Here is a 25,470-nt window from a genome sequence, read left to right on the forward strand (position 1 = left end):
ACTTCAGCATTTATTGATAATCATTTTCATTAGAGCTAGTCGAACGGTACCGCCTTCCGGCGGCCTTGTCGACAATGATTTTCAACTACGCCCCGGGCGCGTAGAACGGGGCGTCAGGCGCCGGGGTCGCTCGCGCCGAGGCGCAAGTGATCGATGTGGTACACGGCTTCGTCGAGCAATTGAGCGACGTGGTTGTCGTAGAGGCGGTAGACGATGTTGCGTCCGTTGCGGTCACCGGCAACCAGTCCGAGGGCGCGAAGCAGGCGCAACTGGTGAGACACGGCCGGCTGTTCCATCCCGACCGCCGTCGACAGGTCGCCGACCGAGCACGGGGATTGCCGCAGCCGGGTCAGGATCATCAGCCGATTGGGTGAGGCCAAGGCCTGCAGCGTCTCGGCGATCCTGCCTGCCGATGCCAGGTCGAGCGCAGCGGGTGGCGGCACCCTGCCCTCGACTCCGTGTCCCATTTCTCAATTGAAGCACGCACCATCAACTGGTATGAAATATGTAGAGCTATACATGTATAAATGTATCGTCTGTGTTGGTGACGATGGGATTGGGGCCGCTTCGATGAGTTGCACCACCGTGCCGCCGACGCGCACCCCGTTGATGGCCAGCGGGCGGTCACGCGTCGTGGGTTTGTGGGCGGTCCCATCGGTGCGGTGGGCGAGCGTCGCCCTGATTCTGTTTTTGGCCGGACTCGCGGCGCAACTGCTAGCGGCCCCTTCCTGGAGTTGGTGGGCTTTCTACCTGGCGTGCTACCTCACCGGCGGCTGGTCACCGGCCTTAGAAGGGCTGCAGGCGTTAAGGTCTCGCATCCTCGACGTCGATCTGCTCATGGTGGTCGCCGCGATCGGTGCGGCGAGTATCGGCCAGATCTTTGACGGCGCGCTGCTGATCGTCATTTTCGCCACCTCGGGAGCATTGGAAGACGCGGCAACCAAGCGCACCGAGGATTCGGTCAAGGGCTTGCTCGACCTGGCACCCGATCGCGCTGTCCGTATCGACGCCGACGGGATCGAAGAATCGGTGAACGCTGCAGACCTTTGCATCGGTGACCTCGTCAGCGTGCGCCCCGGCGAGCGCGTCGGCGCGGATGGTGTCGTTGTCGATGGCGCCTCCGATGTCGATCAATCGTCGGTGACCGGGGAACCCCTGCCGGCCGGCAAGTCCGTCGATGACGAGGTATTCGCCGGCACGCTCAATGGTGCTGGGGCACTTCGTATTCGCGTTACCAAAGACCCGTCCGAAACCGTCGTCGCCCGCATCGTTGCCCTCGTCGCCGAGGCATCGTCCACCAAAGCCAAGGCACAACTGTTCATTGAGAAGGTCGAGCAACGTTATTCCGTGGGCGTTGTCGTGGCGACCCTGGCCCTGTTCGCGGTCCCGCTGACGTTCGGCGCCGACCTACGGTCCACGTTGCTTCGAGCGATGACGTTCATGATCGTGGCGTCGCCGTGCGCGGTGGTGTTGGCCACCATGCCGCCGCTGCTTTCGGCAATCGCCAACGCCGGACGCCACGGTGTCCTGGTGAAGTCGGCGGTCGCGATGGAACACCTCGCGGACACCACTGCGGTCACCATCGACAAGACGGGCACCCTGACGACGGGAACGCCGCAACTCACCAGCGTCGCTGCGATTGACGACCGCTACTCCGATGACGACGTACTGCGGATAGCCGCCAGCGCAGAGCAGTTCAGCGAGCATCCGCTCGGGCGCGCGGTCGTCACGGCCGCCCGCGCACGCGGGCTCACCTTGTTGGAAGCCAACGATTTTCAGGCGCTTCCCGGCCGTGGCGTTCGCGCGCATGTCGCAGAGCGCGCGATCGAAGTTCTCAGCCCGCGAGCATTCCGGGGCAACCCGCTCGCCGCGACCAGCCTCGAACGGCAGGGCACCACCGCCGTTTTCGTCGTGGTCGATGCGATACCCGTGGGCATCCTCGGACTCGACGACACCGTGCGCGAGGGCACCGACGTGGTGGTTCGCGCCATCGCCGCGCTCACGTCCCACCCGCCGGCCCTGCTGACCGGCGACACTCGGCCGGCAGCGGAGCAGCTGGCCGCACAGGTCGGGATCGCAGATGTCCGTGCCGACCTGCTGCCTGAGGAGAAAGTCGCCGCCGTCCGCCAGCTGCAGAACGATGGCCACCGAGTGCTGTTTGTCGGTGACGGTATCAATGACGCGCCCGCCATGGCCGCCGCACACGCCTCGATCGCCATGGGCCGCAACGGAGCCGACCTGACGCTGGAAACCGCCGACGCCGTCACCGTCCGAGACGAACTCGCCACGATCCCGGCGATTGTTGCGCTTTCACGGCGCGCACGCCGCGTCGTCGTCGTCAACTTGGCCATCGCGGCGAGTTTCATCACCGGGCTCGTCGCATGGGACTTGCTGGGCCACCTGCCACTACCCCTCGGCGTCGCGGGCCACGAAGGCTCCACGGTCATCGTCGCGCTCAACGGTTTGCGACTCCTGAACGGGCGCGCCTGGCGCTCAGCGATATCGTCTCGGTGACACCAATCGATCGGTAGGAAGGGTCACGATGACGAACGCCGTCGGCAGGGTGGCAGGCAAGGTCGCGTTCATTACGGGCGCGGCGCGCGGCCAAGGACGAGAACACGCCGTCCGTCTCGCCGAGGAAGGCGCGGACATCATTGCCGTCGATATGTGTGCCGACGTCGAAGGCGTCAACTATCCGGGCGCGACGGAGGCCGATCTCGAGGAAACCGGGGCGCTGGTCGAGAAGTTAGACCGGCGCATCGTCACCGCCAAGGCCGATGTCAGAGACCTCGCGAGCCTTCGCGATGCGCTGCAGCAGGGAATCAACGAGTTGGGCCGGCCTGACGTGGTGGTGGCCAATGCCGGCATTAGCGGCAGTCCCGCGCCCGCCGCGCTGATTGAAGAAGCCGCCTGGCAGACAATGCTCGACATCAATCTCACCGGCGTCTGGCACACCGTCAAGGTGGCGGTGCCGCATATGTCCGACGGGCGGGGCGGATCCATCATCTTGGTGAGCTCCATGTTGGGACTCCGTGGCGGCGGATACATGGCGCATTACGCCTCCGCAAAGCATGGCGTTGTCGGCCTGATGAACTCGCTCGCGAATGAACTTGCACCGCAGTCGATTAGAGTCAACTCGATCCATCCCGGCAACGTGCTGACGCCGATGATCGACAACGAGCAGTTCCACCGCACGCTGCGGCCGGACCTGCCCGAGCCCACCATGGACGACACGGCCGCGGTGATCGGTCACTTCCATATGCTGCCGGTGCCGGTAATCGAGGCCCGCGCGGTGAGCAACGCCGTGCTGTTTCTCGCCTCCGACGAGGCGCAGTACATCACCGGAGCGGCACTGCCGGTCGACGCGGGAGCCGTCGCGAAGTTCTAGGGCGTCCGTGGCCCGGGGGCCGTTCACCCTCACACGAGTAACACGCGCCGACCATTAGACGGTTCGCAGATGCGCTATCGCATCCGATATCGCTTTCAACAGTCGCCGCATAGTCGGTCAGCAACGCCGGCCTCCTACATAAGCTACTATCTACGTATGCATGCAGATAACGCTGCAGCGCCGCTCGCCGAGGATCAGGTCAGCCTGATCGTCGAGATCTTTCGAATGTTGGCCGACCACACGCGCATTCGAGTGTTGTGGGCACTGACCGAGGGCGAGTCGTCGGTCAACGACCTCGCCGAAAAGGTGGACAAGCCCGCACCGTCGGTGTCCCAGCACCTGGCGAAGCTGCGCATGGCTCGGCTGGTACGCACCCGCCGGTCCGGCACCACGATCTTCTACAGCCTGGAAAACGAACACGTCGGCCAGTTGGTCGTCGATGCGGTATTCCACGCCGAGCACGCCGGCCCCGGTGTGCCGTCCCACCACCGCGGCGACCCGGACGTGCGGGGCATCACGACCGACCGTCAGCCGCGAAAGGCCAGAGCGCGATGAACGATCACGATCACGATCACCCGAAGGGGTTGTGGGGCGCGATCCAAGAGATCTTTGCGCCGCACTCCCACGACGCCGCCCACAGCGTTGACAGCGCGCTGGAGTCCAGCGCCGACGGCATTCGCGCGGTCAAGGTCAGCCTGCTGGTCCTGGGCGCGACCGCGATCGCGCAGATCGTCGTCGTGCTTCTTTCCGGCTCCATCGCGCTGGTTGCCGACACCATCCACAACTTCTCCGACGCTCTCACCGCTGTGCCGCTGTGGATCGCATTTGCGTTGAGCAGCAAGGTCGCAACGCGCCGCTACACCTACGGCTTCGGCCGGGTGGAAGACCTCGCGGGGCTGTTCGTGGTCGCTATGATCGCGCTGTCGGCGATCATCGCCGCCTATGAGGCCATTGACCGGCTGATCAATCCACGGCCCATCGACCACGTGTGCTGGGTCGCGGTGGCGGGCCTTGTCGGCTTCCTCGGAAACGAATGGGTGGCCATCTACCGCATCCGGGTAGGACGCCGCATCGGCTCGGCCGCGCTCGCCGCCGACGGCCTGCACGCCCGCACCGACGGCTTTACCTCCCTGGCGGTGCTGATCGGCGCCGGCGGTGTGGCTCTGGGCTTTCCGCTTGCCGACCCGATCATCGGCTTGGTGATCACGGTCGCCATTCTGGCCGTGCTTCACACGGCGGTGCGCGACGTGTTCCGCCGTTTGATGGACGGCGTAGACCCGACGTTGATCGACACCGCCGAAGCCGTGCTCGCCGCCCGACCGGGTGTCCGCGCGGTCCGCAGTGTGCGGATGCGCTGGATTGGGCACCGGTTGCACGCCGATGCCGAGCTCGACATCGACCCCGCGCTGAGTCTGGCTGCGGCACATGAGATTGCGCACGACTCCGAACACGACCTGATTCACGCGGTGCCCAAGCTGACTACCGCGATGATTCACGCTTATCCCGCCGGCGGCACCAACGCGGCCCAGAAACATCGCGAGCACGCCGAGTCACACCGTCATCAGCATTAACCAGTGCAACGTCGAATAGCGTTGAAGCGCAAGTAGTCGGGGGCCGTATTGTGCGCCGTGTATGGCGCATCCCGGTGAGTCTGGCCGTGGCGCGGCAGCCGGTGCACGATGACTTGTTACCGATCCAAACTTTATGCGTCGTTGGGTCGTTGGTCTGGCCGAGCACTGCGATGAGCTGTCATCCATGACACGGCAGGGGCATTTTGAGGACCTGCTGCTTCGACGTTGTGCCCGATCGTTGCCGGCATTCGTGCCCTGCTGATCAGACGCCCAGCACGGATTGAGACCACAGATATTCGTCGAGACCTTCAGGCCCGCCTTCGCGACCGATGCCGCTGCCCTTTACCCCACCGAATGGTGTACATGGCTGGCAGCCAAACGAATTGATCGCCATGGTGCCGGTATCGATGCGGGCGGACAGCGCCAGCGCACGGTCGACGTCCTGGGTCCATAGCGAGCCTGCGAGCCCATAGTCGGTGTCGTTGGCGATGGCAATCGCTTCGTCCACGTCGGCATACGCCATGATCGTGACCACGGGGCCGAAGATTTCCTCACGGGCGATGGCCATGCTGGAATCGACATCGACAAACACGGTGGGCTCGACATACCAGCCGGTGGGCTGTGACGCCGGCCGCCCGCCACCCACGATCACCCGGGCTCCGTCGGCCCAACCGGAGGCGATGTAGGACTCGACCCTGGCCCGCTGACGCTCTGCGACAAGTGGTCCGATGAAGGTCTCCGGGTCAAGGGGATCACCGACTTTGAACGACCCGACCATCGCCGCGATCGCCTCGGTGAACTCCGCCTGCCGGCTGAGCGGAAGCAGAATCCGACTGTCGGCGGCGCACACCTGTCCACTGTTGAGGAACGAGTTGAATGCCAAACCGGTGAGCGTGGCTTGCAGGTCGGCGTCGTCCAGGATGATCGCGGCGGACTTCCCGCCCAGCTCGAGGGTCACCGGTCGGAGCAGATCGCCGCACAGCGCGCCGATGCGCCGACCGGCGGCACCAGAACCCGTGAAGGCGACCTTGTCGACGCCGGGATGAGTCACCAGATATTCCCCGACGACCCGGTCGCCGGGGACGATATTGAGTACGCCGTCGGGCAGTCCGGCAGCCAGCGCCGCCTCGGCAAGGACGTAAGCATCCAGCGGGGCTTCCGGGGCCGGCTTGAGCACCACCGCGCATCCCGCCGCCAGAGCGGGGGCAAGCTTCATCATCGTCAACATGGGCGGGCCATTCCACGGCACGATCGCCCCGACGACACCGACTGGCCGCTTACGGACCAGACTGGATCCGCCGACGCCGCTACGGCGCTCCTCGAACACGGTGTCTGCGAGCAGGTCTGCGTAGTATTCCAGCTGCGCCATGGCGGGTTCGACCATCACCGGCTGCACCTGGGAGATCGGGCAGCCCATCTCCACGACTTGGGCCATGCCGAGTTCCTCTGCCCGCTTGCGACTTTCGTCAAGCAGCCGGCGGATCGCCTCGGTCCGCTCGGCCGGTGTGGAGTTGCCCCACTCGCCGACCATCGCCGCACGCGCGGCCGCAACGGCGGCGTCGATATCGGCCGGCGCGCCCGCGGGCACCCGCCCCACGACTTGTTCGGTGTGAGGCGAGATCACGTCGATGACTTCCGCGGTCTGCGGCGCGACCATCCGCCCACCGATCAGGAACTGGCTATGCTCGATCATTCGCGCGTGCCTCCGTATGAGCCGCGTAGTACGTTTCCGTCACCAGGGGGCCGGGAGGTCATCCGCTCGCCGCCTTGGAAAGCCCACTGCCGATTGGTTTTACGACACTGCCGGGGATCCATTCGCCCGCCGAGTCCGCGATGTCGCGATCAGACCCCGACGTCACCGTGCCCGGCTCCAGCGGACTGCCGAGCGGCGCCAACCACACATCCCGCGTCTCCGGCGAAGCAGGCAGGATGCGGGCGTGATGCGTCGCGTCGTCGAGTTGTGGGTGGCCCACGCAAAATTCCACCGCGAAGCCACGCACCCGGTCCTTCAGGTACACCCCGATGGACCCCGAGGGCGCGTGCCGGAGCAAATCGTCGCGCAGTTCGACTCCCCATCGCAGCGCATTGTTTCGCGCACGCATCACGTCGTCGAGAGATTCCACCTGAATGCAAAAGTGATTGAAAGACGGTGCCTCGCTGCGCAAGAGGACCAGCGAGTGGTGATAGCGATCGGCGCAACGGAAGAATCCGGCTCGATTACCGACCCAATCGGACGCCTTGAAACCCAGCACGTCTTGGTAGAATGTCGTCGCGCGCTCCCAATCCCGGACACCCCAGGCCGCATGCAGAAATTTCTCAATTTTGACACCGTTGTTGATCGGCGCAACACCCCGTTCCACCATGCCGGTGTACACCTCGACGGTGAAGTCGCCGGGATCAACGAACCGTACCCATCGCTGTACCTTGTCCTTGCGGAGATCGCCGCCTTCGACAAAATCGATGTTCCGTTCTTTCAGCTGTGCGCAGATTTCCGTCAGCGCCGCCTCGTCCGGAACCTCATACCCGATCCTTTTGACGCCACTGCCATTTCCCTCTTCTAGGCGAATCCAGTGATGCTCGACTCCACCCGTCATGAAGGCGGTATCTCCAACCTGCTCGGTCAGGTCGAGTCTGACGAAACGAGAATAGAATTCGGCGGCTTCAACCAGATCGTTGACTCCGAGGGCGATATACCCCAGTCGGGTGACCCTTGCCATTGCCCTTCCCTCCCTGCGCCCGCGTTGTTCGATATGATATCGTGGCCAACTGGAGTGTCAAGCAACCCTACGACTCCTGCCGGTCAGAACGACGTCACAACCACGCGCGTGATTGCCGGATCTTTCATTGCCGCATAACCACTCTCGATGTCGTCGAGCGCGATCTCACGCGACACGAGATCGTCGAGATTCATCCGGCCCTGCCGGTACAGGTCCGCGTAGTAGGGAATGTCTCGCTTGAAATTCGAAGACCCCAACGTGACACCCTCAACCCGAATCTGCTTGAGAACCGACGTGATGATGCTGACGGGGACCGCGTCGGCCGGATCACCGACACCGACCAGGTAGAGGCCGCCGCCCACCGCGAGCATCCCAATTCCGTTCTGCGCCACGGCCGATGTTCCGACGAAGTCGAACACGTGGTCCGCGCCCGCGCTCGTTAGCGCGAGCACCTCCGCAACCGGGTCCGCGGTTACCGAATTGATGACATGCGTGGCACCGAATCGGGTCGCTGCCGCCAACCGCAGCTCGTCGATGTCGACCACGATGATCTTGGACGCACCGGCGATGATTGCGCCACTGACCGCATTGAGTCCGACGCCGCCGGCGCCGATGACTACGACGGTGTCGCCCGCACGAACGTTGGCGGTGTTGAGTACGGCGCCGGCGCCGGTGACGACACCGCACCCGAGCAAAGCGGCCTGTGGAAAGGGGATATCGGTTCCGACGGTGACCAACTGGTTCTCGTGCACCAACGCCTGCGCGCCGAATCCGCCGAGTGCGAAGATCTGCGACACCGGTGCACCGCCGCGGGTCAGGCGTGGTGGCGCGGTGGCCGGCCGTTCGGTGGCCGTCGGATGCGGACATTGGTAGGGCCGTCCGTCCAAGCAGCGCGCGCAGGCGCCGCAGGATTGGGCCAGGCAACCGACGACATGGTCGCCGACCTGAACATGGGTGACCGCGGGCCCCACGCCGACGACCACTCCGGCGAGCTCGTGCCCGAGCACCGCCGGCATCGGATAACCCAGATCGACGGACGCGATGGTGTGGTCGGTATGGCACAGCCCGGCCGCCTTGACGTCGATCAGGACTTCCCGCTCGATCGGTTCGGCGATCGCGATGTCCTCGATGGCGAATCCGGACCCGGGCGAGTTGACGACGGCTGCTTTCACGGTCTGTCCTCTTCAGTGTTGGTGATGAATTGCGGCTGTCCCTGCCGTGCATGCAACGGCGAAACCTACGGTGCGGCAGCCGACAACGATGCGAGCAGCGCGGCGGTGTCGAAGTAGTAGGGCCTGATCTGCATGATCAGGCCGTACTTGACCAGAAACGTCTCGACCACCGGCAGGAACTGCGAGCTCCCGTCGGCAAGGGTGAACGGCACTTCGAGGAATGCCGCGGCACGTTCGCCGCGCACCAGCACGTCGCCCCGGCGCACATCGTCAAGCGCGATACCGGCGCAGAGCAGGCCGAGCAGTTTGACCACGGCGTCGACTCCGACATGCTCACCGCCGTAGGGCAGGGAACCCGGCTCACTGACCGCCACGTCCGGATGCAGCACCGCCTCGACGGCGGCGAGGTCGGCCGTCAACATGCCGTCGTAGAAACCTTCGACCGCGGCCCGCGTACGCATCTCGTCGACTTCGGGCGCCGCCGGCAACGACATGGGTCCACCTAAACTCTCATTGGTTCGACGCAGGGCTGCGGTACAGCCCTGTCCCGTCGTCATGGGCGCCGCAATACACCTACTTCGGGGCGCATATTAATTTCTGCGATATCGTATCACAGCTATGGTGAGCTGGCGGCCACGGGGATTCGCACCCGATCTCGCCGGGCCGACGCCCGGCGACCAGGTGGACGGTGACCAGGGCCGCAGCCGGCGTTGGCGCCAATCACCAAGCGCTGCGGTGGAATCCGCCGTCGACAGAGAGAAACTCGCCCGTGACATAGCCCGCCTGTTGCGAACACAGAAACACGATCACCGCGGCCATCTCCTCCGGGGTGCCGACCCGACGCACGGGAACGTTCACGGTGAGCTGGTCGATGATGCTCTCGGCCGGCACCCCCCTGGCCGCGGCCAGTTTGTCGTAGTAGGCCTGCATACGCGCGGTTCCGATATACCCGGTGGCAATCGTGTTGATGGTGATACCGTCGCGCCCGAACTCGTTGGCCAGTGACTTGTTCAACGGAACCACCGCCGCGCGCGAGGTATTGGCCAGGATGTGCGGCAACTCGGGCGGCGGCTCCTTGGCCGCACCCGAGTTCAGTGTGACAATGCGCCCCCACCGCTGTTCACGCATGTGCGGAATAACCGCGCGCGCCAAATACACCATGCTCATCGCCATCTGGTGCAGCGCGGCACTGAAGTCGTCATTGCTGACATCGAAGAATTCACCTTGCTTCGGTCCACCGACATTCGCGATCGCGATGTCCGGCCGCGACCCGAATGCGGTGTCGGCCGCCGCGACGGCACGCTGCACGTCGCCTTCGACTGTGAGATCAGCCGCGACGCCCACCGCGTCGCCGCCGTCGACCCGAATCGCTTGCACCGTCGCGTCGATCGACTCCGCATGCTCGGGCAAGGCGGCCACGACCACCCGACACCCCTCTTGCGCGAAAAGCTCAGCGGTCGCGCGACCCATGCCCATACTTCCGCCTGAGACGAAGGCGACCTTGCCCGCGATGCCCAGATCCATGTTGGTGACCCTCCCGGCATTCTGTAAGCCCAACCGCGGGCCTGTGAGTGGCGCACGCCGACGACCGACTCTTGTCGCCCGACCGCGCATGCATCTGCGATATGATATCATCATGCAGGAGGGTGGGATGCTCGACCCAACATCGCGAGATCCACAGCACGACGGGAATCCGCCTCACCTCATGGGAAGAGTTCAGGGAACCGCCGCCGACGGTCGGGTCACGGTGACCGTCTCGTCGACCGGCGAGCTTCTCGGTGTGCACGTAGATCCGGGCCCGTACCAGCCCGAAGATCCCCCCGGCCTAGAGAATATGGGCGATATGGTGGTGGAAGCGTTGATCGACGCTAAGACCAAGGCCCTGTCTTGGCCCCGTCCCAGCCGAGACTGCTAACGGCTACCGGGACCGGCGGACAAGGCGCGAGACACACCGAGTGCCGCCATACGCGTCGCCGTAGTCAGTGCAGTACTCGAAAAACGCTGCGGGCGACCGGTGGTCGAGATCGCCGCGACGGCGTGACCGGAAGTACTGAGTATCGGTACCGCAACACATGCGACACCGACCGAGGACTCTTCACGCTCCACTGCGAACCCACGGGCCCGCGCCCGGTTCAGGTCCTGGCGCAGGATTCCCGGCGCCACAATCGTTCGTGACGTGAGGCGGATCAGCCCGGCGTCGATCACCGCGTCCGTCACCGACCGCGGACTGAACGCGAGTAGCGCCTTGCCAACTCCCGTGCAATGCAACGGCATTCGCCCACCGATCCGCGAGGCCACGGGCGGGCCGTCGGGTCGCGTGAACTTCTGTAGATACACGCCTTCGATACCGTCGATCACAGCCAAGTGCACCGTCGAGGCCGTCGCCTGGTATAAATCCGACAGGTACGGCGCGGCGACGTCGACGATATTGCGTTGAGCGACAAGCTGACCGAGCTCGAACAGGCGAATGCCGAGCCTCAAGCGAGGCCCAGAGCGCTCCAACAACCCCCATTGCACCAATTCGCCGACCAATCGGTGTGCGGTGCCCTTCGGAATGCCGCTGGCACGACACAACTGCGCCAGCGTCATACTCTCGCCGGTGCGAAACGCGAGGAGAAGCGTGATCGAGCGCCCGAGCATCGACAGCCCCGCGGTGTTCCGTTCTTCGGAACGCATTGCTTGAGGTTGTCACGATATGATGTCACGGTCAACTTCATGACCGCCGCACCCCGCCCTGTCACCGCCGCGATCGTCGGTCCGGGCAATATCGGAACCGACCTCCTGGCCAAGCTTCGGCGCACCCCCGCGATCGATGTCCGCTATATGGTCGGCGTTGTCGAATCCGACGGTCTTGCGCGGGCCCGCGCGGCAGGCGTCGAGTCCTCCGCGCAGGGCATCGACTGGTTGCTCCGCCGGGATCCCCTACCGGAGATTGTGTTTGAGGCGACGTCGGCCAATGCCCATCTGGCGAACGCGCCGCGGTACGCCGAGTGCGGCATTCAGGCCGTGGATCTGACGCCGGCGCATATCGGGCCGATGGTATGCCCGCCGGTGAACTTGCGCGACCACATTTCGGCTCCGAACATCTCCATGATCACCTGCGGTGGACAGGCCACCATCCCCATCGTCGCCGCCGTTTCCCGTGTCCACGAGGTTCCCTACGCCGAGATCGTGGCGTCGGTGTCATCACGGTCTGCCGGACCGGGAACCCGAGCCAATATCGACGAATTCACCGAGATCACCAGCCAAGCCGTGGTCAGCGTCGGAGGTGCCAAACGCGGCAAGGCGATCATCATCCTCAATCCGGTGGAGCCGCCAATGATCATGCGCGACACAGTTTTCTGTGCGATCCCGGGCGACGCCGATCGAGTGGCGATCACGGCGTCCGTGCTCACCATGGTCAGCGAAGTCCAGCAGTATGTGCCGGGCTACACGCTGCGGTCGGAGCCACAGTTCGACGATCCGCAACCGGGGTGGTCCGGCAACGCCCGCGTCGCCGTCTTCCTGGAAGTCGAAGGTAACGGCGACTATCTGCCGCCCTACGCCGGGAATCTCGACATCATGACCGCCGCGGCCAGCCGGGTCGGCTACCTGATGGCCGCCGCCAAACAAGGGGTGCCCGCATGAGCCGTCCCGAGATCGTCCACGACATCCGACTCACGGACACCACGCTGCGCGACGGCAGTCATGCGATGGCACACCAGTTCACGGTCGATCAGGTCGTCGCCACCGTGCGCGCACTCGACACGGCCGGCGTCGAGGTCATCGAAGTCGCCCACGGGGACGGGCTGGGCGGGTCATCGTTCAACTATGGCTTCTCCCACACCGATGAATTCGAGCTCATCGCCTACGCGCGCGAGACCGCAAGCCGCGCAAGGATCGCCGTGCTCCTGGTACCCGGGATCGGGACCGTCAACGATCTGCGGCGCGCCCGAGACGCGGGCGCCGACATCGTACGTATCGCCACCCATTGCACCGAGGCCGACGTGTCGATCCAACATTTCACCGTTGCCCGCAAGCTCGGCATGGAAACCGTGGGATTCCTCATGATGGCGCATCGCACGACGCCCGAGCGGCTGGCCACGCAGGCCCGCATCATGGTCGACGCGGGGTGCCAATGCCCGTATGTGACCGATTCGGCCGGGGCACTACTTATGGACGAGGCCAAGGCGCGTTTCGAGGCATTGATCGACGCGGTCGGCGACCAAGCGTGGGTCGGCTACCACGGACACCAGAATCTCGCACTGGGCGTGGCCAATTCGGTACTAGCCGTGCAAGCCGGCGTCAAACAGATCGACGGCTCGTTGTGCGCGCTGGGAGCGGGTTCCGGGAACTCCCCGACCGAGGTGCTCGCCGCCGTGTTCGATCGCATGGGCATCGATTCGGGCGTCGATGTTCCCGCCCTGCTCGACGCGGCCGAGGAGGTCGTGCGGCCCTATCTCCATCGCTGGCCGAAAATGGACCGCAATGCCATCGTCCAGGGTTGGGCCGGCGTCTACTCCAGTTTTCTGCTGCACGCCGAGCGCGCGGCCGAACGTTATCACGTTCCGGCGCAAGGTATTCTGCGTCGGTGCGGCGAGTTGGGCTTGGTCGGCGGCCAGGAAGACATGATCATCGACCTTGCCATCCAGATGTCCTGTGCGCCCGCCGCGGTTTAGGACCGTTCCCCTCTCGCCGTTCGTGCCACTACACCTCGGCCAGGGCTTGGGTGCGGCCGAGGGCATTGGTCCAGTGCGGCCCCACCGGCGCCGGGCCCAGGATCCCCGGTTCTGACTCACACGTCCGGGGGATCGCTTGCACGAGTGGGATCCCTATCGCGTAGTTCCCCGCGGACGTCGGGTCACCGTCGTAGTAGGCCGTTCCCGCGTCCATACTTGCGTTGACTTCCAGAAGCATACGCACCGACGGTCTGCCCTCGATCGTGACGAGCCAGTGGTGCTCGACGTCGGAATGCTCGGGTTGCATGGATTTGCCGACGAACCAGGTGTTCTCGTACAACAAGAAGGGCGCGCCGGCGACTGTCACCGTCCAGCGGTGAGTGACCGATCCCACCGCGCCGGCGGGCACCGTGTAACTGTCGGCCTGGATCTCGCCGTCAGCGAGGCGCTGAAACTGACTGTGCTCGATGCGGTCAATCTCGACGCCGAGAGCGTCGCAGATCAGTCCGATGGACTGCTCCAGGTATAGCTGCGCCAACTGCGCCGCCGCGCTGACGTTCTGCGATTCATCGGCCGGCAGCCCTATCCCGAGGAGATGCGCGAGCTCTCCCGACAGTGGAGTGATGTCGTAGAACTCCTCGATTTTGAGATGTTGAATGTCGTGGCTGAATCCTGTCAGGAGCACGCCGAGACGCTCGCCGATGTAGCCCGGGTTGATCCCGGTGGCGTGCAGGCTGGTGCCGCCGCGCCGGCATGCGGCCGCCAGTCGCTCCACCGCTTCGGGCGGCCGCGAGCCGGCACGGAAGTACGCGAGCGAGGTGACCACGTTCTTGCCGGATTCGAGCAAGCGCACCAGCGCGTCGTCGGATCGCCAGTCGCCGAAATCACGCGCGCAGTACAAGACGCAATCGGCGTCGAGGTCGGCGATCTCGTCATCGTCGGCGGTAGTCGTGATCCCCACGGGCGAAAGCCCCACCAGGGTGCCGACGTCGATTCCCGCCTTGTCGAGGGTATAAACTTGCACGCCGACAACGTCAATCCACGGCAGGCGCAAGGCCTCTCGCAACACCGCGGCACCGACTCCTCCGGTGCCACAAACGATCGTGCGATACGGACGTGCCTGCCGGCGCGGTTGATAGTCCGGCTCGACACTCATGGATTCGGCGGGCATAGTTGGCACACTCCTTTGTGGCGGCGCAGACGTGAATCATGCCGTGTTCGCCCCGGCGTGAATTCGTCCATCGGGCGCAACGACGACAGTTGATATCATATCGCCGTTTTCGCGGAGGAAGCAACGGTCATCGCCATCAGCGCTACGGCGAGCCGGGATGCTCGAGAGTTCGATTGTGCTCCTTGGCCTTTAAGCATCCCCCGACATCACAGGTCGATGATTAGCCGATCCGAGAGGGAGCGGCTGACGCACAGCATCATCACGTCGTTGCCGGCGCGTTCCTCATCGCTGAGAACGTCATCGCGATGGTCGATGTCGCCGCCGATCACGGAGACCTCACATGATCCGCAGGTGCCCTCCTGGCACGAGTAGGGATGATTGCGGACGACCTGGCGCACGACGTCGAGCGCATTCTCGTCCGGTGCGACCGTCAAAACCACACCGCGACGGCTGAGTTCGATCTCGAACGAACGCTCACCGCGCGACGGTGTGACCACCTTGCCCGAGGGGGCGAATCGCTCGGTGTGTAACGTCACCGAGGGGTTGGCCGCGCACAGTTCCTCGACACGGGAGAGCATCGGCTCGGGTCCGCAGCAGTAGACCGCGGTGCCCGGCGGTTGCGCGGCGATCAACGCCGAAAAGTCAGGTATGCCATCGACATCGTCGGTCAACAACGTCACCCGGTCAGGCTGGCCGGACAGCTCCTCGGCGAACACCATTGCCTCAGCCGTCCTGGCGCCATAGACCATCGTCCAGGTGGCGCCACGCATTTGCAGCTCGCGCGCTATCGCGATGATCGGCGTGACGCCGATGCCACCCGCCAGCAGGAGGTACGACGGCGCGTCAGCCAGCCTGAAGTGGTTGATCGGGCCCCGCACCCGAAGCGTGGTTCCCACCAGGTCGGTATTGTGGATCTCCAGCGACCCGCCCCGGCCGTCGTCGACGCGAAGCACCGCAACCGTATACGAGTACGCATCGCCAGGATCGCCGCAGAGCGAATACTGCCGACTCAGCCCGGACGGCAATGACAGGTCCAGGTGCGCACCGGGCTCCCACGCCGGCAACGCCGCGCCGCCCGGTTCCACAAACGTCAGCAAGAGAACCTTGTCGGCGACGCGCTCAACCCGCTCAACCCGCAGCGTCCTGGTGTCCCCGACGGTGTCGATTGATTCGCCGTCACCGGCGACCACAGGTTGCACGTTCACGTCCTCTTTCTCGATCGCGGCCCGACTGCCCTACCGGGCATCGCTGGAATACGTTGTCAGCGGCTGACTTTGCGGCTGTTCTCGGTGACGAGCAGTCGGTAGGCCAACGGAAACGCATCCGATGACGAGAACTTCTCCCGCGGTTCGTTGTAGCTGACCTGCTCGACAACGCGCTTGTCCTGGCCGGAGAAATTGTGGTGCTGCTTCCAGTTGTAGTACACGACGTAGTTGACCTTGCGGTACAGCCGCGCGACGCGACTCCGCGGATACGAAGTGTTGTAATAGAAAACCCAGCTCTCGTCGGCATTCTTCGGTGTGACAGCACGCGAGTAGACGTGAGTCTGGTAGTCGAACCGGAACGTCGTAGGCAGGTGCACCCCCAAGGCCCATTCCTCGTCGTCGACCAGCCAATCATGCTCGCCCCGTAGGTGCTGTCGCAGGAAACCCATGACACGCGCCAGATGGAACCGGAACTTGGTGCGTGGAAACTTCGCGTCGTCCAGCCCCGGGTAGCTCTCCTGAAACTCGGCGCGCTCCACCGTCGACTTGCGTGATTGCTGCGAGTCCTGGAAGTCGAAGAACCGGGTGTTCTCGAACACCAGCGCCCGCCCGTTGACGATTTTGGTCGGCGGTCGCTCGGGTCCCATGTGCAGCAACAGATTGAGCCCCGACGGATCCTGACTGAGCACCTCAAGGGAGTTGCGATGTACAAAGAACGCATGGGAGTCCTGCAGATTTTCCAGCGCGGGACGCCAATTCGCGCGCCAGATCTGCTCTGAATGCATCACGAGCGCCGCGTCGTCGAAGAACTCCGGCGGTACGTCCTCTTCGATCGGCGCCGGTTTGCCGTCGCCCATCCAGACGAACACCAGCCCCTTGAGAGTTCTGGTCGGATACGACCGCGCATTGGAACCGCGCCGGCCGATGTAGCGCGATCGAGCACCCTCGCCGAGGAAGGCCTTTGCTTCTCCTTTCTCGTCCAGGGTCAGGCCGTGGTAAGGGCAGGTGATCGTGCCACGAAACAGACATTGCCCCTGCGCCAGTGACGCATTGCGGTGTGGACACCAATTGGTGAGCGCGACGACGTCGCCCGCACTGCCGTGGAAGAAGACCAGTTCGCGGCCAAGTAGAGTCCGCCGAACTCCCTTGCGATGGGGCACCTTACGCGCCGCGATGGCCGGATACCAGTACTCGGTGAGCCCTAGTTCGGGAATTTGGTCGCGCAGTCCGAGGCCGCCGCGCCGCGGGGCACCGACCACGGTCGGCGTCGTGGCCAAGGGCGGCTTCTGCTCATCAATGGACATGGGTCTCCCTTCGCTGCCGCGATGAATCACCACTGGCGCTGGGCGATGAATCGATGAATTCGAGAACTGCTGTCGTCCAGGCGTCCGGGCATTCGAAGTACGCCGAATGGGCAGCGTTGGCCAGCACTCGGGTGGTCGACGACGGCACCCGCGCGGCGGCGCTGCGCATGACGTCTGGTGGACACAAGACATCGTCGGCGGCCGCCAGGAACAGCACCGGGAGGCTGAGTGCGGCGAGTTCACTGTCGGAGAACTGTTGCGCTGCCATCGATTCGAGCATGGCCTCGACCGGTGGTTTGGTACCGAAGCTGGAGATCAGGTTGTACAACACCACCAGGTCGGGGTCGGCGACGGAGAACGCCGCCGACACGACGGGATGTTCGTCGCGCCTCGGACGTTTCGGGACGGCCGCGCGCAATGCCCGCGTATGGCGGGGGTCCGCCCCGGCCAGTGTCGTCGACAGCACCAGTGACGCCGTACGTTCCGGGTGTTCGAGTGCGACGCGAAGTGCGACGAACGCTCCCATCGACTGGCCCACCAGGTGCGTCCGCTCGACGTCCAACGCATCAAGGACCGCCACCAGGTCATCGGCCGCTTCGTCGATGCCGGTCCGCCCGGAGCGCGCGGTGGAGTTGCCGAATCCACGCTGATCCCAGGTGATTACGCGATGGTGGCGAGCGAATGCGTTGATCTGTCGCCACCAGATCGCGTGATTGCCACCCAATCCGTGGCAGAGGACAACGACTTCGCCCGCACCGGTTGACTCGGCGTAGATGCTCTCTCCGCCGTGCTCGATCTGCGTGACGTGACGTCCACTGGGGTCGTTCATCCGCGGAAGACTCGTTCGGCATGCAGGGTATCGCCGTACTCCCAAGCCGCCACTATCTTGTTGTCGGCGATCTCGAAGAGGAAGTGGAACGCGTTGTCGAAGTTGCGGCCGTTGGCCGTCACGGCGGCGGCGCAGGCACGAACGGCGATCCTGGAGCCCTCGTTGGTCAGGCCCTCGATGTCGAACGCGAGGCCCCGCGGGAAGAACGCTTGGAATCCCGCGAACCAGGTTGCAGGGTCGACGTAGTCGCGCTTGGACAGCATCCACCAGGTGGCATCGGTGGTGAGCATCCGTCTCGCGTCGTCGTAGCGACCGCCGGACAGAGCCGCAAAGAACAACCCGACAACCTCGCGGTTGTCCGCCTGAGCCACCACCTCGTCGACCTCTCGTCTCCCCACCGCTGATATCGAAATCGCTTCTTTCTCGCACCGAAATACACGCTGCGTCTCGCAGACCACTCGCCGATCCGGTCGCTTGGCAGGTTCGCTACGTCTACGATATCATATCAATCTGATCCCCCGTGCTCAATGTCCCAACGGACGAGCTCGACTTCTGCGGTAGGAGATACCCCCAGTGTCACCGTTGCATCCCACTCGGCTCCCGCCCTTCGCGTATGTGCCCCAACCGCGATCGGCACGCCGTGACCGCTGAAGCACCTGGGCTGGTGCGCATTAGCGGCGAGATGACCGGCGAAGACCGTCGGCAGGCGGCTGACGCACTGCGTTACGCCGAACGACAACGCAAGCCGATCCCACGGCTCACCGAGCTCTTCCCCGCAATGTCGGTGGCGGATTCCTATGAGATTCAGTTGCTGAACATACGGCGCCGCGTCGACGCCGGCGCTGTCGTGCGGGGACACAAGGTCGGGCTGTCCTCGCGTGCGATGCAGTTGATGATGGGGGTCGACGAGCCCGACTACGGACATCTGCTTTCTGACATGTTCGTTGCAGAGAGCACTCCGATAAAGACATCGTCGTTGTGCTCCCCTCGCGTTGAGGTGGAAATCGCATTCGTTCTCGCCGAACGGTTGCCCGCGCCGGGCTGCACTGTCGCCGACGTCTTGCGCTGCACCGATTTCGTCTGCCCCGCAATAGAAATCATCGACAGCAGAATAGTCAACTGGGATATCGGCCTCGTGGATACGGTCGCCGACAATGCCTCGTCGGGTCTGGTGGTGCTCGGCGGCATCCGCACCTCTCTTGAGGAGATCGACCCGAGGACCGTCGGCGCCACGTTGCACCGCAACGGGCAGCTCGTCGCAACCGGTGCGTCCGGGGCCGTACTCGGCAACCCAGCATCCGCGGTCGCTTGGCTGGCGAACAAGGTCGCGGCTTTCGGCGTACGCCTGCAGGCCGGCCACGTCATTTTGCCAGGGTCATGTACCCGGGCCTACGACGTCGCCAGCGGACAGACGATCCGCGCTGATTTCGACAAACTCGGCTGCGTCACAACATATTTTGAATAGGACATAGACGACGATGAGCGAACTTATCCACCCCGGGCACGCCATCGGGCAACGATCGAAAGGACCAGGGATCGCCCCGGATACGACCGTCGTCGGCGTCAAGGTCGCTCTCACGTCGCCGGAAGCGCAACGCCGGGTGGGCTGCTCTCGACCCATCTGGGGATGGCTTACCGATGACATGGAATTGCCCAACGGGGCGCAGATCGCCGGACCGCATATCGCGTCGCTGCGCGCCGAAGCCGAGCTGGTCTTCATTCTTGGCAGCGACCTGCGCGGACCGGGTATCACGCATCTCGATGTACTTGCGGCGACGCATGCGATCTGCGCCGGTATCGAGCTGCCGACCAGATTCCCAACCGACGTGGAGGTTTCAGTCGACGAACTGATTGCCCGAAATGCCCTGGCAGCCAAGTTCGTTCTGGGTCATTCCGCTGCCGGCTGGCGCGATCTCGACCTGACGCTGCTCGGCGTCGTGGTCCAGGTCAACGGCGAACCGGTATCTTCGGGCACACCCGCCGCGGTCCTTGGCCACCCGGCCAATGCCGTAGCGTCGGTCGTCAACGACATGGCCTACACGGCAACGCTTTCCGCGGATCAATCGGACTATCTTCGGGCCGGTCAGATCGTGTTCACCGGTGGAATCACCGCCGCGGTCGCATTGACCCCCGGCATCTCGGTGGACGCCCACTTCGCCCATCTCGGATCGGTGGGGGTCCACACCGCATGCGACAAGACAGCGAACTAGTCGCCATGGCAAAGATGGTGCAGGTGACGCGGGTCGTCGAAACGGCCCGTTCCACGGCCGGTCGGTCGACCATCGGCGTCGACAGGGTCGCTCCCACAACCCGATTGCCCACCGGGCGTGCGCTCGCCGAACTCTGGGGCACCGACCGGCTTCTCGAGCTCGCCGCGAAGATGCAACCGTCCCCGGGAATCTTTCCGGCCGCCAATGGCGCTCGGCTTTGGGTCCTGGTCATCCCCCCGGATCGAGATTCCCAGAGCGCCGGTGATCTACATGCGACCGACACCCTGGACCTCGGGTTCGTTCTGCAGGGCACCGTGAACTTGGAGATGGCCGACGGCACGATCTCGACATTGCACCAGGGTGACGCGTTCGTCCAGACCGGGACCGCCCACCGATGGATCAACGAGGGCAGCGAACCCGCAGCACTTGGGATCGTCGTCATCGGCACCGGGCACGGCCACGTCGCCAGCGGTGACCATCACACGCCGGCAAGCCACGTCGGCCAACAGTAAGCACGGCAGAGGGAGTTCACATGTCACTGGAAATGACGACATCGAATACGTTGGCGCACAATGCCACCCGATATCTGACCGATCCCGTATTCCGTCGTGATCCGTGGGACTTCTTCGCCAAGGTGCGCGCCGAATCGCCGGTGATCCAGTCCGACGCGGGCATCTGGTTGATCACCGGCTACGACGCGGCCAGCGATGCCTTGCGCAACGATGTGCTGCTGAGCCGCCGCGACGCCGGGCTCAAGCATCTCGTGGTCGACGATCCGCAAGCCCGGCTGATCATCACGTCGAAGATGCTCTACAACGACCGACCCGAGCACACCCGCCTGCGGCGCCTGGTATCCCAGGCGTTCACGCCCCGTGGTATCGCGAAGTGGCGGGATCGGGTCGCCGAAATCTCGCACAAGACGCTGGATCAGATTCTGCCCCAGGGCCGAATGGATGTGGTCAGCGACTACGCATACCCGGTGGTGGCGGCCATCATCACCGAACTGCTCGGCATTCGCCAGGGCGATCTGCCCCAGTTCCTGGAGTGGTCCGAGGCGATCACCGAACCGCCGCCGGGGGGCGATCCCACCAGTTTTCGAGAATCCGCCAACAAGGCGACCGTCGAGATCACCGCATATGTCCGAGAACGCATCGCGGAGCGACGGGACCAACCGGCGGATGATCTGCTGACCAAGCTCATCCGGGCCGAGGAGCCCGAGGACGGTACCCTCGCCGAACACGAATTGGTCGCCATGACAATCGAGCTCATCCACGCCGGGTTCGAGACGACGTCGAACTTCGTCTGTAACGGTCTGCATGTCCTGCTGCAGCATCCCGATCAGTTGGCGGAGTTGACCGGCCATCTCGACCTACTTCCCGACACGATCAACGAACTGCTGCGCTACGAGAGTCCCGCACCCATGCCGCTGCCCCGGGTGGCGGTCGACGATGTCGAGATCGCCGGCACGACGATCCGGCGTGGTGACACCGTCGTCGTGGCGCTGGCCGCGGCCAACCGCGACCCGGCGCATTTCTCCGACCCGGAACGCTTTGACATACATCGCACCAACAACAACCTGATTTCCTTCGGCTTCGGGGCACATCACTGCCTCGGACACGCATTGGCACGGCTCGAGTCGACGGAGATCTTCACCGCATTGCTGAGCCGCATTCCCAACATCGAGTCCGCAGGAGAAGCACAATGGAGCGATCATCAGTTCTTTCGGACCCTCGACACGCTGCCGGTGAGGTGGTGAGCACGGCGTCGGGTTGGTGCCATCTCATGGGCGCCGGCGTGGCCGAAAAGTACTACAACGTCAACGGTATTCGTACCCGCGCGCTAGAGGCCGGTACCGGGCTCCCGCTGATCTTGTTGCATGGCACCGGTGGTCATGCCGAAACCTATCTGCGCAATATCGCCCCGTTGTCCCGACACTTTCGCGTTCTCGCGGTCGACATGGTCGGACACGGGTACACCAGCCCGATCGACGGCGACTACACGATGGACATCTTCGCCGATCATGTGGCCGGGCTCATCGACGCGATCGGTGCCGAATCGGCTTTCCTGTCCGGCGAATCGCTCGGTGGGGGCGTCTCGTGCTGGACCGCCTTGAAGTACCCGCACAAGATTCGTGCGCTGTGTCTCAACACCGGGATTCTGGCCCGGCCCGACGAGAAGGGACTCAAGGACCTCGACGATATCGAGGCGCGCACCGCGCAACTGGCCGACAATTTCAACGCCGAGACGGTCCGGCGGCGGCTGGAGTGGCTGGTGTACGACCCGACCAGCATGACCGACGAGATGGTTCAGATTCGGCTGAAGATCTACTCGCAACCCGGCATGATCGAAACGATGGTCAAGGTGATGAAGACCGTGATGCAGATGAATCGTGAGGCGTTCGGCGATGTCGACTACTACGACCACACCCTGGCGAACATCCAGTGCCCCGCATCGGTGATCTGGACCGACCACAATCCGGGCAAGAGCTTCGAGGCGATCAAACCGGCCATTGACGCCATTCCGAATCGGGAAGTCCATCTGCTCGAAGACGCCGGCCACTGGCCCCAGTGGGAGAAGGCCGATGAGGTCAACGAACGGATGATCGAGTTTCTGCTCAGGCACTGCTGAAGGCCGACGCGGCAAAGCGGGTTGGTGCCCCGTCATACGCACCAACCCGATTCGAGTCACGATAAAATGTATGATGTCGTCGTGGTCAACAACCTGAAAGGCAAAAGCTCGCCCATCAAGCACAAGTCGATGACAGACAATGTCAGCGAACAGCTACGAACGATGATCTTGTCCCGCGAGCTCGAACCGGGGCTGCGGGTAACTCAGGTTGAACTGGCGGAAATGTTGGGTGTAAGCACCATGCCCATCCGCGAGGCGCTGCTGCGCCTGGTCGCCGAAGGTCTGGTAGTCACCGCCGCAAACCGATCCTTCGAAGTGGCGACCACCACTGAACGGGGCATCAGGGACGTCTACTGGATTCACGGGGTGCTGGCCGGCGAACTCGCGGCGCGGGCGTGGGACAACAAGACCGACGCGCTGCTCGTCACGCTACGGCAGGAGCATGAAAACTCCGTCCAGGCACTCAAATCGGGCAACTTTCACCAACTCACCGAGTCCAATCGCCGGTTCCACGCCGCCATCAACGCGGCGGCGGAGTCCCCGACAATCAATGTGATCCTTCGAAACACCTTGCATTACTTTCCGGACTTCAGTTTGGATGTCGCGGGCTGGCGCGAGTTGGCCATCAATTGGCAACGCGAACTTATCGAGCAATTCAGCAGCGGCGATCGCAACCACGCTCAACTGGTGTCGCACTTGAAGAGCCAAGCGGCGGCCGAACTGTTCATCGATGCGTACTGGTCGGGTCCGGAGACCTGAGCGCGCATCCAGCAGGTGGGAATCTCCCGGCCTTCAGCGGTGGGCAGGAAACTCAAGGAGATATCGGCGTTGACGCCGCCGGGACGGCCGGTCGGCTCGCATAGCGATCGTAGGTGTTCGCCGAATTGGGACGCTCACGTAGCGCGGACTTGACGGGCCTGCCCGTATCGGCTGTCACGGGCAGACTTTCGGCGAAATCGATGTATCTCGGCACCATGAATCGCGGCAGCCGGCCTTCGAGAAATTCCACGAGTTGAGGCGACGTGAGATCGCTGCCCGGTTTGGGCACCACGAACAGCTTCACTTCCTCGTCGGCGTGGGGCGCATCGCTGGTCGGGTCCGCGGGCACGCCCACTGCCGCGCAGATCTCCACGCCCGGATGGGCGACCGCTTCCGCCTCGATTTCGTACGAGGAGATGCTGCGTCCGTGCCGGCGGATCGAGTCTTTGAGCCTGTCCTGAAAACAGAAGTCACCCGACGGCTCCCGGAGGAAGAGGTCTCCGGTGCGCAACCATCCGTCTCGCATCACGTTGCCGGTATCGGTGGCTTGGTCGGCGTATCCACTCATCAGCCCGCGCGGGTTGAGGCTTCGCACCACCAATTCGCCGACCGTTCCGTCGGGAACGACCGCGCCGTACGCGTCGACCAGCCTGCACTCGTAGTCCGGAGCGGGCCGCCCCGCCACACCATGGTGGGCGGGGTCGGACGAAAACAGCACGGGCCCAATCTCTGTGGCACCGTACAGCCCGGAGACTTGCACCGCGAACCGCTCCGAAAAGGCGCGGTAGTCGCGGATCACGGGAGTCATGGCGGCATACCGCAGGGGATTGTCGGCATCGTCGCTTCGCTTCGGCGTATCCCACAGTGCTGCCGACACGGAAACCAATACTGTCGTGCGGCAGTCGAATCCGCGCACATCACTCCAGAACTGCGGCGCGCTGAACCGGTCGCGCAGCACCAGCCGGACGCCCCGGTCGACCGCGGCCGCCAGCGCCAAGGACCCCAGCGAATGTCCCACCGACCACGGGCTGTAATACGCTCCGCCGACAGCGTCTGCCCCACCCGGTATCAGCCGGCGCGCACAGGTCAGCACGAATTCGTGTGACAACATCACCGGCTTCGACGGGCCCGTTGTCCCAGAGGTGAAGATGATCCCCTGGATATCGGCAAGGTCGGGATGGGGCCGGGGGCTGGGTTCGGCAGCGGACAGCAAGTCGGCCGCATGCAGGACCGGCAGGGATTCACGTCCGGAGGCATCGGCCCGCTCTACCGGCCCCGCCGCATCGGTGAGCACCACGGAGCGCAGGTCGGGCGCCAGGTCGGTGACGGGAGCCACCTGCGCCCAGTGCTCGGCATCGGTCACCAAGACCGTGCAGCCGGTGCAGCTCAGGGCGCGAGATAGCAACCGCCCGCGCAACAGCGGGTTCAGCGCGACGACGGTGCCGCCCAGCCAGCCGACGGCCAGCTGCACGGTGAAGGCGCCCGCTGTGGTCGGCAGCATCAGACCAATTCGATCCCCCGCGCACGCGTCCGCGGCCTCGAGGGCCTGCGCCCACCGCAGCGCCGTCGTGTGCAATGCGGCGTACGTCAGCTCGGCTCCACCCACGTCTTGGACCGCAACGCGAGTCGGCTCGGCCGAAGCCAGCCGCTGGACCGCGAGGGTGGTGAGATCCTCGACCCTCATCGAGGCGTTGCTCCGGAATGTGTCAGCCACACCGGCCGTCGGGGATCCGTCGCGGGGCAGTCCAGCCACACCAAAGGCATCGGTTCCGTGACCTCCATGAGCTGCCGGACGGGCGGGGGCGCCGCGCCGGATTTCCGAACGAATGAGATCTCGGTCACGCTAACATCTTTGGCG

The 25,470-nt window shown here is 64.3% G+C and carries 26 protein-coding genes; 13 read left to right on the forward strand and 13 right to left on the reverse strand.

All coding sequences use genetic code 11. From position 1 onward, the window contains the following. Positions 1-113 precede the first annotated feature (113 nt). The gene (locus tag OK015_RS24395; protein WP_268126900.1) at positions 114-467 is read right to left on the reverse strand and encodes an ArsR/SmtB family transcription factor; all 354 of its coding nucleotides are present in this window, start codon (positions 465-467) and stop codon (positions 114-116) included. Positions 468-609: 142 nt separating this feature from the next. Between OK015_RS24395 and OK015_RS24400 the strand changes: the two genes are divergently transcribed. The 4 genes from OK015_RS24400 (at position 610) to OK015_RS24415 (ending at position 4,959) form a co-directional block, all read left to right on the forward strand. Then, positions 610-2,514, forward strand: coding sequence for a heavy metal translocating P-type ATPase (locus OK015_RS24400; protein ID WP_268133053.1), 1,905 nt, complete (start codon positions 610-612; stop codon positions 2,512-2,514). Positions 2,515-2,542: 28 nt separating this feature from the next. Further along, the gene (locus OK015_RS24405) at positions 2,543-3,388 is read left to right on the forward strand and encodes a mycofactocin-coupled SDR family oxidoreductase (protein ID WP_268126902.1); all 846 of its coding nucleotides are present in this window, start codon (positions 2,543-2,545) and stop codon (positions 3,386-3,388) included. A 156-nt stretch (positions 3,389-3,544) separates the two neighbouring features. Further along, the gene (locus OK015_RS24410; RefSeq protein ID WP_268126905.1) at positions 3,545-3,943 is read left to right on the forward strand and encodes an ArsR/SmtB family transcription factor; all 399 of its coding nucleotides are present in this window, start codon (positions 3,545-3,547) and stop codon (positions 3,941-3,943) included. Then, positions 3,940-4,959: a cation diffusion facilitator family transporter gene (locus tag OK015_RS24415; protein ID WP_268126908.1), complete on the forward strand. Its 1,020-nt coding sequence runs from the start codon at positions 3,940-3,942 to the stop codon at positions 4,957-4,959. The genes OK015_RS24410 and OK015_RS24415 overlap by 4 nt, the downstream gene beginning before the upstream one ends. 262 nt (positions 4,960-5,221) lie before the next feature. On the opposite strand, the gene OK015_RS24420 is transcribed toward OK015_RS24415, so the two are convergent. The 5 genes from OK015_RS24420 to OK015_RS24440 all read right to left on the reverse strand — a co-directional run bounded on the left by OK015_RS24420 (position 5,222) and on the right by OK015_RS24440 (position 10,372). After that, positions 5,222-6,652 carry an aldehyde dehydrogenase gene (locus tag OK015_RS24420; protein WP_268126910.1) on the reverse strand — a complete coding sequence of 477 codons (1,431 nt, stop codon included), beginning with the start codon at positions 6,650-6,652 and terminating at the stop codon, positions 5,222-5,224. Between the two features lie 58 nt (positions 6,653-6,710). Continuing rightward, the gene (locus OK015_RS24425; protein ID WP_268126913.1) at positions 6,711-7,676 is read right to left on the reverse strand and encodes a VOC family protein; all 966 of its coding nucleotides are present in this window, start codon (positions 7,674-7,676) and stop codon (positions 6,711-6,713) included. An 83-nt stretch (positions 7,677-7,759) separates the two neighbouring features. Further along, the gene (locus tag OK015_RS24430) at positions 7,760-8,848 is read right to left on the reverse strand and encodes a zinc-binding dehydrogenase (RefSeq protein ID WP_268126915.1); all 1,089 of its coding nucleotides are present in this window, start codon (positions 8,846-8,848) and stop codon (positions 7,760-7,762) included. A gap of 65 nt (positions 8,849-8,913) precedes the next feature. Then, entirely contained in the window at positions 8,914-9,342 is a 429-nt protein-coding gene (locus OK015_RS24435) for a nuclear transport factor 2 family protein (RefSeq protein ID WP_268126917.1), read from the reverse strand. A 226-nt stretch (positions 9,343-9,568) separates the two neighbouring features. Beyond that, positions 9,569-10,372 (reverse strand): SDR family oxidoreductase, encoded by an 804-nt coding sequence (locus OK015_RS24440; RefSeq protein ID WP_268126920.1) that lies wholly within the window; start codon positions 10,370-10,372, stop codon positions 9,569-9,571. Positions 10,373-10,553: 181 nt separating this feature from the next. On the opposite strand from OK015_RS24440, the gene OK015_RS24445 reads away from it, so the two are divergent. Beyond that, positions 10,554-10,763 (forward strand): YbaB/EbfC family nucleoid-associated protein, encoded by a 210-nt coding sequence (locus OK015_RS24445; protein ID WP_268126921.1) that lies wholly within the window; start codon positions 10,554-10,556, stop codon positions 10,761-10,763. Here OK015_RS24445 and OK015_RS24450 read toward each other — a convergent pair. Further along, positions 10,760-11,524, reverse strand: coding sequence for an IclR family transcriptional regulator (locus OK015_RS24450; protein ID WP_268126922.1), 765 nt, complete (start codon positions 11,522-11,524; stop codon positions 10,760-10,762). The two genes, OK015_RS24445 and OK015_RS24450, sit on opposite strands and share 4 nt — an antisense overlap. Before the next feature lie 39 nt (positions 11,525-11,563). Between OK015_RS24450 and OK015_RS24455 the strand changes: the two genes are divergently transcribed. Both OK015_RS24455 and dmpG read left to right on the forward strand, forming a co-directional pair. Beyond that, positions 11,564-12,475: an acetaldehyde dehydrogenase (acetylating) gene (locus OK015_RS24455; protein ID WP_268126924.1), complete on the forward strand. Its 912-nt coding sequence runs from the start codon at positions 11,564-11,566 to the stop codon at positions 12,473-12,475. Beyond that, complete coding sequence (gene dmpG / locus OK015_RS24460; protein ID WP_268126927.1) at positions 12,472-13,506, forward strand: 4-hydroxy-2-oxovalerate aldolase; 1,035 nt, start codon at positions 12,472-12,474, stop codon at positions 13,504-13,506. The genes OK015_RS24455 and dmpG overlap by 4 nt, the downstream gene beginning before the upstream one ends. 28 nt (positions 13,507-13,534) lie before the next feature. On the opposite strand, the gene OK015_RS24465 is transcribed toward dmpG, so the two are convergent. From OK015_RS24465 to OK015_RS24485, 5 genes are all read right to left on the reverse strand, one after another. Then, positions 13,535-14,677 carry an NAD(P)H-dependent amine dehydrogenase family protein gene (locus OK015_RS24465; protein WP_268126930.1) on the reverse strand — a complete coding sequence of 381 codons (1,143 nt, stop codon included), beginning with the start codon at positions 14,675-14,677 and terminating at the stop codon, positions 13,535-13,537. A 206-nt stretch (positions 14,678-14,883) separates the two neighbouring features. Next, complete coding sequence (locus OK015_RS24470; protein WP_326498499.1) at positions 14,884-15,882, reverse strand: PDR/VanB family oxidoreductase; 999 nt, start codon at positions 15,880-15,882, stop codon at positions 14,884-14,886. A gap of 56 nt (positions 15,883-15,938) precedes the next feature. Next, positions 15,939-17,186 (reverse strand): Rieske 2Fe-2S domain-containing protein, encoded by a 1,248-nt coding sequence (locus tag OK015_RS24475; protein WP_268126932.1) that lies wholly within the window; start codon positions 17,184-17,186, stop codon positions 15,939-15,941. Beyond that, complete coding sequence (locus tag OK015_RS24480; protein WP_268126933.1) at positions 17,176-18,015, reverse strand: alpha/beta fold hydrolase; 840 nt, start codon at positions 18,013-18,015, stop codon at positions 17,176-17,178. Before OK015_RS24480 ends, OK015_RS24475 begins: the two co-directional genes overlap by 11 nt. Continuing rightward, entirely contained in the window at positions 18,012-18,413 is a 402-nt protein-coding gene (locus OK015_RS24485; protein WP_268126934.1) for a nuclear transport factor 2 family protein, read from the reverse strand. The genes OK015_RS24480 and OK015_RS24485 overlap by 4 nt, the downstream gene beginning before the upstream one ends. A gap of 284 nt (positions 18,414-18,697) precedes the next feature. Here OK015_RS24485 and OK015_RS24490 point away from each other — a divergent pair, with 284 nt between their 5' ends. The 6 genes from OK015_RS24490 (at position 18,698) to OK015_RS24515 (ending at position 23,612) form a co-directional block, all read left to right on the forward strand. Further along, positions 18,698-19,480 carry a 2-keto-4-pentenoate hydratase gene (locus tag OK015_RS24490; RefSeq protein WP_268133057.1) on the forward strand — a complete coding sequence of 261 codons (783 nt, stop codon included), beginning with the start codon at positions 18,698-18,700 and terminating at the stop codon, positions 19,478-19,480. Between the two features lie 13 nt (positions 19,481-19,493). Then, a complete protein-coding gene (locus OK015_RS24495; protein ID WP_268126936.1) occupies positions 19,494-20,225 on the forward strand; it encodes a 2-keto-4-pentenoate hydratase in 732 nt (243 codons plus the stop codon). A gap of 5 nt (positions 20,226-20,230) precedes the next feature. Next, positions 20,231-20,737, forward strand: coding sequence for a cupin domain-containing protein (locus OK015_RS24500; RefSeq protein WP_268126937.1), 507 nt, complete (start codon positions 20,231-20,233; stop codon positions 20,735-20,737). 20 nt (positions 20,738-20,757) lie between these two features. Then, positions 20,758-21,981, forward strand: coding sequence for a cytochrome P450 (locus OK015_RS24505; RefSeq protein WP_268126939.1), 1,224 nt, complete (start codon positions 20,758-20,760; stop codon positions 21,979-21,981). Continuing rightward, positions 21,978-22,853, forward strand: coding sequence for an alpha/beta fold hydrolase (locus OK015_RS24510; RefSeq protein ID WP_268126941.1), 876 nt, complete (start codon positions 21,978-21,980; stop codon positions 22,851-22,853). Before OK015_RS24505 ends, OK015_RS24510 begins: the two co-directional genes overlap by 4 nt. Before the next feature lie 81 nt (positions 22,854-22,934). Further along, positions 22,935-23,612, forward strand: coding sequence for a GntR family transcriptional regulator (locus tag OK015_RS24515; RefSeq protein WP_268126943.1), 678 nt, complete (start codon positions 22,935-22,937; stop codon positions 23,610-23,612). Between the two features lie 52 nt (positions 23,613-23,664). Here the strand turns inward: OK015_RS24515 and OK015_RS24520 are convergent, their stop codons facing one another. Further along, a complete protein-coding gene (locus tag OK015_RS24520) occupies positions 23,665-25,296 on the reverse strand; it encodes an AMP-binding protein (RefSeq protein ID WP_268126945.1) in 1,632 nt (543 codons plus the stop codon). Between the last annotated feature and the right edge of the window lie 174 nt (positions 25,297-25,470).

Source organism: Mycobacterium sp. Aquia_216 (genome assembly GCF_026723865.1).
In the GTDB taxonomy this organism is placed as follows: Bacteria; Actinomycetota; Actinomycetes; order Mycobacteriales; family Mycobacteriaceae; genus Mycobacterium.

Coding starts and splice junctions, on each gene's coding strand:
- OK015_RS24500 (WP_268126937.1), top strand. CDS start 20,231: ATGGCAAAGATGGTGCAGGTGACGCGGGTCGTCGAAACGGCCCGTTCC.
- OK015_RS24420 (WP_268126910.1), bottom strand. CDS start 6,652: ATGATCGAGCATAGCCAGTTCCTGATCGGTGGGCGGATGGTCGCGCCG.
- OK015_RS24520 (WP_268126945.1), bottom strand. CDS start 25,296: ATGAGGGTCGAGGATCTCACCACCCTCGCGGTCCAGCGGCTGGCTTCG.
- OK015_RS24465 (WP_268126930.1), bottom strand. CDS start 14,677: ATGCCCGCCGAATCCATGAGTGTCGAGCCGGACTATCAACCGCGCCGG.
- OK015_RS24410 (WP_268126905.1), top strand. CDS start 3,545: ATGCATGCAGATAACGCTGCAGCGCCGCTCGCCGAGGATCAGGTCAGC.
- OK015_RS24425 (WP_268126913.1), bottom strand. CDS start 7,676: ATGGCAAGGGTCACCCGACTGGGGTATATCGCCCTCGGAGTCAACGAT.
- OK015_RS24405 (WP_268126902.1), top strand. CDS start 2,543: ATGACGAACGCCGTCGGCAGGGTGGCAGGCAAGGTCGCGTTCATTACG.
- OK015_RS24435 (WP_268126917.1), bottom strand. CDS start 9,342: ATGTCGTTGCCGGCGGCGCCCGAAGTCGACGAGATGCGTACGCGGGCC.
- OK015_RS24490 (WP_268133057.1), top strand. CDS start 18,698: ATGACCGGCGAAGACCGTCGGCAGGCGGCTGACGCACTGCGTTACGCC.
- OK015_RS24495 (WP_268126936.1), top strand. CDS start 19,494: ATGAGCGAACTTATCCACCCCGGGCACGCCATCGGGCAACGATCGAAA.
- OK015_RS24475 (WP_268126932.1), bottom strand. CDS start 17,186: ATGTCCATTGATGAGCAGAAGCCGCCCTTGGCCACGACGCCGACCGTG.
- OK015_RS24505 (WP_268126939.1), top strand. CDS start 20,758: ATGTCACTGGAAATGACGACATCGAATACGTTGGCGCACAATGCCACC.
- OK015_RS24400 (WP_268133053.1), top strand. CDS start 610: ATGGCCAGCGGGCGGTCACGCGTCGTGGGTTTGTGGGCGGTCCCATCG.
- OK015_RS24450 (WP_268126922.1), bottom strand. CDS start 11,524: ATGCGTTCCGAAGAACGGAACACCGCGGGGCTGTCGATGCTCGGGCGC.
- OK015_RS24455 (WP_268126924.1), top strand. CDS start 11,564: ATGACCGCCGCACCCCGCCCTGTCACCGCCGCGATCGTCGGTCCGGGC.
- OK015_RS24440 (WP_268126920.1), bottom strand. CDS start 10,372: ATGGATCTGGGCATCGCGGGCAAGGTCGCCTTCGTCTCAGGCGGAAGT.
- OK015_RS24445 (WP_268126921.1), top strand. CDS start 10,554: ATGGGAAGAGTTCAGGGAACCGCCGCCGACGGTCGGGTCACGGTGACC.
- OK015_RS24415 (WP_268126908.1), top strand. CDS start 3,940: ATGAACGATCACGATCACGATCACCCGAAGGGGTTGTGGGGCGCGATC.
- dmpG (WP_268126927.1), top strand. CDS start 12,472: ATGAGCCGTCCCGAGATCGTCCACGACATCCGACTCACGGACACCACG.
- OK015_RS24395 (WP_268126900.1), bottom strand. CDS start 467: ATGGGACACGGAGTCGAGGGCAGGGTGCCGCCACCCGCTGCGCTCGAC.
- OK015_RS24480 (WP_268126933.1), bottom strand. CDS start 18,015: ATGAACGACCCCAGTGGACGTCACGTCACGCAGATCGAGCACGGCGGA.